The 7479-nt window shown below is 31.8% G+C and carries 5 protein-coding genes; all 5 read right to left on the bottom strand.

Annotated elements, in window-relative coordinates; genetic code table 11:
- Nucleotides 1-61: 61 nt before the first annotated feature.
- Nucleotides 62-1312: an iron uptake transporter deferrochelatase/peroxidase subunit gene (gene efeB, locus CN514_RS19865; protein ID WP_098234072.1), complete on the bottom strand. Its 1251-nt coding sequence runs from the start codon at nt 1310-1312 to the stop codon at nt 62-64.
- Between the two features lies 1 nt (nt 1313).
- On the bottom strand, nt 1314-2162 hold the full coding sequence (efeO, locus tag CN514_RS19870; protein WP_098234073.1) for an iron uptake system protein EfeO: 849 nt from the start codon (nt 2160-2162) through the stop codon (nt 1314-1316).
- A 292-nt stretch (nt 2163-2454) separates the two neighbouring features.
- Nucleotides 2455-3762: a D-arabinono-1,4-lactone oxidase gene (locus tag CN514_RS19875; protein ID WP_098234074.1), complete on the bottom strand. Its 1308-nt coding sequence runs from the start codon at nt 3760-3762 to the stop codon at nt 2455-2457.
- Nucleotides 3750-4925 (bottom strand): alanine racemase, encoded by a 1176-nt coding sequence (locus CN514_RS19880; protein ID WP_098234075.1) that lies wholly within the window; start codon nt 4923-4925, stop codon nt 3750-3752. The genes CN514_RS19875 and CN514_RS19880 overlap by 13 nt, the downstream gene beginning before the upstream one ends.
- Before the next feature lie 96 nt (nt 4926-5021).
- Nucleotides 5022-7295: an AAA domain-containing protein gene (locus CN514_RS19885; RefSeq protein WP_098234076.1), complete on the bottom strand. Its 2274-nt coding sequence runs from the start codon at nt 7293-7295 to the stop codon at nt 5022-5024.
- Nucleotides 7296-7479: the final 184 nt, after the last annotated feature.

Below are 7479 nucleotides of genomic sequence, written 5' to 3' on the forward strand. Positions count from 1 at the left end.
ATATTAAACTAAAAAATAGTAAACTAGCTATTAAAAGTATATTTTTTTTCATGCAATTCACCTAAAGTAATCCTTCACCAATATAACTTCCGTTCTTAACACCTGGGAAGCATGCAAATACTGCACTACCATTATGCTCAATGTATTCGTTCAATAAATCCATTTTTGCTAATTTATCTTGTAAAGGAATAAATTGTTTTTCTAAGTCTCTTTGGAAACTTACAAATAGTAAGCCTGCATCTAATTTTCCTGTTTGGATATCAAGTCCGTCAGTATATGAATAAGATCTTCTTAAAATTTTAATTTTACCTTTTCCTTTTGCTAAAGCAACATGTGAATTTGCAGGAATCATTAATTTCCCATTATCATCTGTTTTCTTTAAATCTATTTTAGCAAATTCACTACTTTCACCAATTGGTGCACCAGATGCTCTGTGACGACCAAATGTTTGTTCTTGATCTTGTAATGAACTACGATCCCATTCCTCAACACGGATACGAATACGTCTTGCAACTAGATAAGAACCTCCTGTTAGCCAAGCTGGACCATCGCCATTTTGTACCCAAATATGTGTATTCATTTCTTTTTCATCTTTAGTATCTGGATTTCCAGTACCGTCTTTAAAGCCCATTAGGTTCCTAGGTGTACTACCAGATGGATCCGCTCCAGATGAACGTTGGAAGCCGTGCTGCATCCATTTTAAACTAACAGTACCACGTCCAATACGAATCAAATTTCTAACGCCATGGAAGGCAACTTGTTGATCGTTTGCACAAACTTGAACTACGATGTCTCCACCGTTCCATTCCTCTCTTAAATCATCACCAGGGAAATGGGGTAATTCTTTTAACCCCGATGGCTTACTTGATTGAATTGATAATCGGTCAAAAAATGAAGGACCAACTCCAAATGTAAACGTAAGCTTCATTGGTTGTAAACCTGTTGCTTCACCCGTATCAATTGGTGGTGATGAAGGAAATTCAGAATCACCTAGTTCCTTTCCTTCACTCATTAATGCTGCTGCTTCAGTCCATTTTTTAAACATTGTTTTGACATCTGCTTTTGAAGTAGTTTCTAGTTTAAATGACGCCAAATACATAAAATCTTGTGCAGGAGTTGTAATACCTTGTTGTTGCGTACCATAAAACGGAAGAATCTCTCTTGCATCCGCTTTAGCTGGTGAAAAGAAATTAGTTACCTTTTCAGTAGCTGCTTCAATTCCAGTTGCACCAATAAGTATACCAGCTCCACCAACTCCAATAAGTTTTAATGCATCTCTTCTAGAAACTTTATTCGTTTCTAATTTTTTCATATTATTTAACCCCTAATGTTGACCCAACTTGAGAAATCGGTTCTGCTAATGCATCTACTTGTTGAGCCAATTTTTTCACTTCATTTTCTTTTAATTGTTTGTAATCAACGTATTGATCACCTTTTTTATAAGTATTTAATGTTGTCATTAAATCATTGAATCTAGTTTCAATTGTTGAAGCTAGATCAGCATCTTTTGCTTTTAGTTTTTCTGATAATAATTGAACGATTTTATCTGAACCTTCCACGTTAGCTGCAAAATCAGCTAAATCAGTATGAGAATATCGTTCTTCTTCGCCAGTTACTTTTGAAGATGATACTTCATTTAATAATTCTACAGGACCAGTTACAAATAATACAGGATCAATTTCAGCTGTTTCTACTTTTGCTCTTAAGTAGTTAGCATCCTTCATAAGTTGTTCTGTATATTTTTCAAGACCTTTTGTTGTATTTTGAACCCAAAGAACTTGCTCAATTTTATGGAAACCCGTCCACTCGTTTGCAGGTACATCACCTTCACGTGCATCAATTTTTGGATCTAAATCGCCAAATGATTCTGCTACTGGTTCAATTCTTTCGTAATAGGAACGACTAATTGGATATAAACGTTTTGCTTCTGCCATGTTTCCTGCATTAATTGCATCAACGAACTTCTGTGTATTTGATACGAACTCTTCCGTTTGAGATACAACGAAATCTCTATAATTATTAATCTCTGAATCTAAATTTATTTTTGCTTCTACTTTTGATTCTTTTTTTACGTTACTAGCTTCTTCACTTTTTTGTGCACAACCTGCCATCATTAAACTTGTAGCAAGCGAAATTGCGATCATAGTAGTTTGCTTCTTCATGAAAATACCCCCGAAAAATCTAAATTAAATATATGTAATAGTATTGATAACTTTTCTCATTACTTATCATAATACAATTGATAAATATTTTCAATTAGATTTTCATAAAAAAATGACTGAAGCTTGTTCAGTCATTTTACGCTGTTGTGAATAGTACTTATTAATTTAGGCCAAGTTTTCCAAAAAACTTCACTTAATGTTCGTACTTTTATATATTCCCACTTATATAATTAAGGTAATACAGCTGAAAACTATTAAATCATTTAACAGCAAGTCATCTAACCAACAACTATTATTCAATCTTAAATAATTTGGCTAAATAAGCATTCACAAAAATATTATTCTTATCTAATAGTCTTCGAATAGTAAGAAAGTTAGATAATGATGGATACGATTTATTTAGTTTTTCTATATTCATTGAATGCATTTTCCCCCAATGTGGTCTGCCGTTATAGCTTTGAAGAATTTCTTCTATTCTATTAAAATACTCTTGATGATCCATTCCTTTATACATATGGATTGCGATATACGCTGAATCACGTATTGAAGCAGGACTTATTAAAAAATTATCTCCTTTTACAAATCGACATTCGATTGGGAAATGGACGTTAAATCGTTTATTTTTTATTTCTTCTTGTATTTCTAACGTCGCATCATTCATATATTCAGCTGGAATACTATATTCCATTTCATTAAATTTTACATTTCGAGTTGTTGAAAATAATTCATGGCTCGGTCCGACCATTCTTGAATTTGGAACACTTCTACCACTTATTTTACTAATTTGAGAACTACTTTTTGGGAAGTTTCTACTAAATTCACTTAATAACCAGAATGCTTTATTTTCAATGGTTGATACCTTCCATTTCTCAAATTTAAATGAATGTTTTTTCGTTCTAGTTTCATTCATTATCTTTACTTGAACATGATCAGAATAAGGGAATAAGTAAAACTCAAAATGTTCATTTTCTTTTTTCAAATTTAATAGATTACTATTAACTTCATCAATCATTATTTTTTTACTCTCATAACGATACGTTTTAGCAGGCTTTATTCTAATTTTAAATTTAACAACTATGCCAAGTAAACCTAAGGACACGCCAAATGCCCTATAAATATCTGTATTTTTTGTCTTTGAACAATCTAATAGATCACCTGATGGTAATACTACTGTCATCTCTTCGATTTGTGTAGATAAAATTCCGTGATCGATTCCTGTGCCGTGTGTACCCGTTAAAAATGCTCCTGCAATCGATTGAACATTAATATCCCCTAAATTTTCTTGCGAATATCCTGATTCGTATAATTCATTTCCTAACTGCTCAAGCTTAGTTCCAGCCCAAACTTCGGCAATTTGTTCCTCTTTGTTAATTGAAATTACGCCATTTAAATTATCTAGTGACATTAAATAGTCGTTTGTTGAAATTAGTGGAGTAAATGAGTGACTTGAACCTACTACTCTTATTTTCTTATTTTCCGAGTTAGCTTTTTTAACGAGGTTTACAATTTCTTCAATTGAGGATGGATACAATACTTGATTCGGTTTAAACTTTACACTTCCAGACCAGTTTTTCCATAACATATTTTTCATAGGAAGCACCCCCTATCTCCTCTGTATGTTGTGAACCGGTCGATAATCTTATTTTTACTTACTACATATAAATGAGAAAAACGCTCAGCAATTTCACCAGACTTACTTGGTCTAAATAAAATTGCTTCTCCTATTTTTAAATCTTCATGTCCTGAATAAAAAACTGGGGTTTGAACTTCACCAGCACCTTCTAGTGGCAATAAAGTACAATGATCTGGGGAATATGGAGTTGGTAATTTTTCTTTTCCTACAGCACCTGATGCGATAAATCCTCCACTTGTGCATGTAAAAATCTTATCCGCTGGTTTTCGAATGATTGGTAAAGCAAAGCCAATTGCTGGCTGATATTGAAAACTTCTGTATTCATCAAATAATGTTGGAGCGTAAAATCCTGAGCCCACTGTTATTTCAGTAACTACTTTCTCCTTTGTCGTCGAGTGAAGACTTCCAGTACCTCCACCATTAACAAACTCAAGATGGTAGCCATCTTTTTCAATGTATTTAACAATTTCTCTTCTTTTTTTCGCTATTTCACCTAATGATTTCGTCTTTAAAAACTGGATTATTTTATTTTTAATAATCTTATTTTTAGCATCATCACCAACACCCGCAATTTGCGCCTCATATCCCATAATTCCTTCTAAACGGACGTTCAAGGATTGCAAAATATGGGTTAGTAGCGGTACTAAATCTCTAGGTTCTTTTATTGGTGACCTTCTAACTCCAAAATGAAAACCAAAATATGATGTACTCATATCTATATCGATACAAAGTGGAATAATAATTTCATTTTTTGCTGCAATCTTTTCAATCATACTAATTTGTTCAGTCTGATCCACCATACATATGATTTTTTTACCCTTTTTTATTTGTAATGCAATTTTACTTAATCCTATTACATCAACTGTTGGATAACCAATTAATAAATTATCAAATCCATTTTCAGCAAGAAAATCCGCTTCATGGGGGTTATAACACATTAGCCCCTCATAACAAACATTGCTCTCTAAAATATAGTTTAAAACTTGTACACTACGAATTGATTTTGTAGCAATTCGTATTTTCTTACCGTTTGATTTAGCTGCAATATCATCCACATTTTGAACAAAAGCATCCCAATCTAAAAAAGCACAAGGCATAGACAATTTAGAAAATACCGATCGATCGACCATTTATTCACCTATCCCGTAGCATTTTATTATTAATTTATGCAATAAATTATTTAATAAGAATAAAAAAAATTACATAGAATACGCTCTATGTAACTTTTAATAGTCGATAAATCCTTTTAATATTTGACAGGTTAAAGGACAATTCAATCTCGCAGAGTTATTTGATTGGTTTAAACTAACATGTGACAAAGGTATTCCATACCATAAAATTTCATTATCAATCATAATGAAAGGTTGAACTTGGTCTTTTTTAATAAAACTTCTATTTTTTTGATTTTCAAAATGAGATTCACTTATAAATAGAATAGGTATCTCTACTTCATTAATAAGTTTTCGAATTTCCAAAGACATTTCAGATAAATTTGGCATTGAGACAATTATTTTTTTCTTAGCATTTTTTAAATCATCTACTAATTCATTTTTCAGGTCCATTGAATCATTTAAAAACAGTCTTAACCTCTTTGATATACTCTTTGAAAAAACCTTTTCAAACTCTTCTTTACTAACCTTGTATTCATTTTCCATTTGGAAATGAATTAACTTATTAATCGTCTTTTTTGAATTTGTTTTACTTTTTATAAATGGAATATCTGCAATATGAATAAATTTACCCCGAGCTCTAGTCAATGCAACATTAATTAACCTTTCACTGTTTTGATCTGTTAGTAGTAATCCAGGAGAATATTGTGGTTTCGTATCAACTGAATCAAAAATGATTACGTCGCACTCCGCTCCTTGAAATCGGTGAACTGTTGCGATTTGTATCGGTAATTCTCGATATTTTGTTTTCCCGATAATCTCTTTATGGAGTGCCGTAAGTAACTTTGCCTGTGCTCTATATGGCGTTACAATTCCAAGTGACTTGACCCCATCTACTATACTTGAAAGAATACATTGAATTGCAATAATCGCAGACCCTAAATTATATCTAGAATTGGTATTTGAATCTTTTAAAGCATAGGTTTTTAGAAATTGTGAATTTATTAAACTATTTGCTTGCATTGGAAATGGTTTATGTTTTGCGATTTCCTGTCTTTTTTTGACAGAAGGATGATCAAACACTAACGAATGATAGATTTCATTATTCGTAAATCCAGATATGGCCGGATGCATTCTCCTTTGCTGATTCAATAAAACTAAATTAATTAATGGTTCACCATTCTCTATCTTTTGGACAATACCAGTATGATGAAATAAATCTTCCTGTAACCACTTTTTAACATATTCATTATGAAAGCATGCTGCAATTGGTGGTAATTGTTTAAAATCTCCACATACAACAATTCGTTTCCCTAATGTTGAAGCAAAGGCGATTTGTGGTGTATATGCCATGCTAATTTCATCCACAATGACTAAATCGAACTGGCGTAAATAGATTAATGGATCAATTGAACATTTAGATAATGTAGTTCCGATCACTTTTGCTTGATCAATCAATTCTTTTTCTTTTTCACGAATTTCCCCTCGAATTTTATTTAACTTATTTTGAATTTTACTTAAATCATCTAATTCTTTTTTTGAAGCTGCTCCTCTTCTAGCTTTCCTTAGCATCGAGTGCTTTCGTTCATCTAAATTTTCTAACTCATATTGATTTATGCTTCCATTTACCTCAACAAGCTTTGAAGAAAGGACATCTTCGTGTTGTAATAACACTTCATCTTTTGTATAACCGTAGCGGACAATCTCGCCACTTTTCCATTTATCTTTCTTTTCTAATTCATGAATTACATTTTTCATTAAAACATCTACTGCAGCATTAGAATGAGCTATTACTAAAACTGACTTATTTTTTTCGTAATGTTTTAAAATGATATTAGTTAAATTATAAGATTTCCCAGTACCCGGTGGTCCCCATATATATGTTGTTGCATTATAAAACGAACGATAAATTAGCTCCTGCTTTGTTGAACTTTCTTTCTTCATTTTACTTAAATGTTTAGCAGTTGAATCAGCATTCATTAGCTTCATAATTCTTTTTTGTTTACTACGATAATCTTTTATTTCCTCAAGTCTTTCAATTAATTGATCTAGTAACTCCCATGGTTCATTAAAAAGTTCAGCATATGGAATCGTCGAATTAATTCTCTCATTTATTTTAATTTCAACTTGAGAGCCTTTAAATGACAATAATTCACCTTGATACTCTTGATTTTCTATTTTAATTCGAACCGGCGTTCCTTCTGGGACAAAAATTTCTGCATAAATCGTAAACAAGATAACCGTACTTTGTCCAATTTGGTATAGTGGAGTCCCCTTAGAAAGGGTATAACTTCTACCACCTTGAAATTTCAAATAATTGCGTTCCGCTTCAATTGCAGTTTGCCATTCTTTAATTAACTTATTTACGTCACTTAGTGTATTTACAATCATTTATTTCACCTTTTTAATTTTGAAATTGATAATTAAAGATTTCTCTATTGTCATCTATATTGCCATAATGAGCTCCCTTAAATTTTGAGATATCATTTTAACAAATAAATGCTCCTTTATTATGACTATAGAAAGTTTAAACTTTTATAGTAATTTACTTATCATACACTAGTTCATACTGTTT

It is taken from the genome of Bacillus sp. AFS001701 (assembly GCF_002559405.1).
Taxonomy (GTDB): Bacteria; Bacillota; Bacilli; order Bacillales; family Bacillaceae_G; genus Gottfriedia.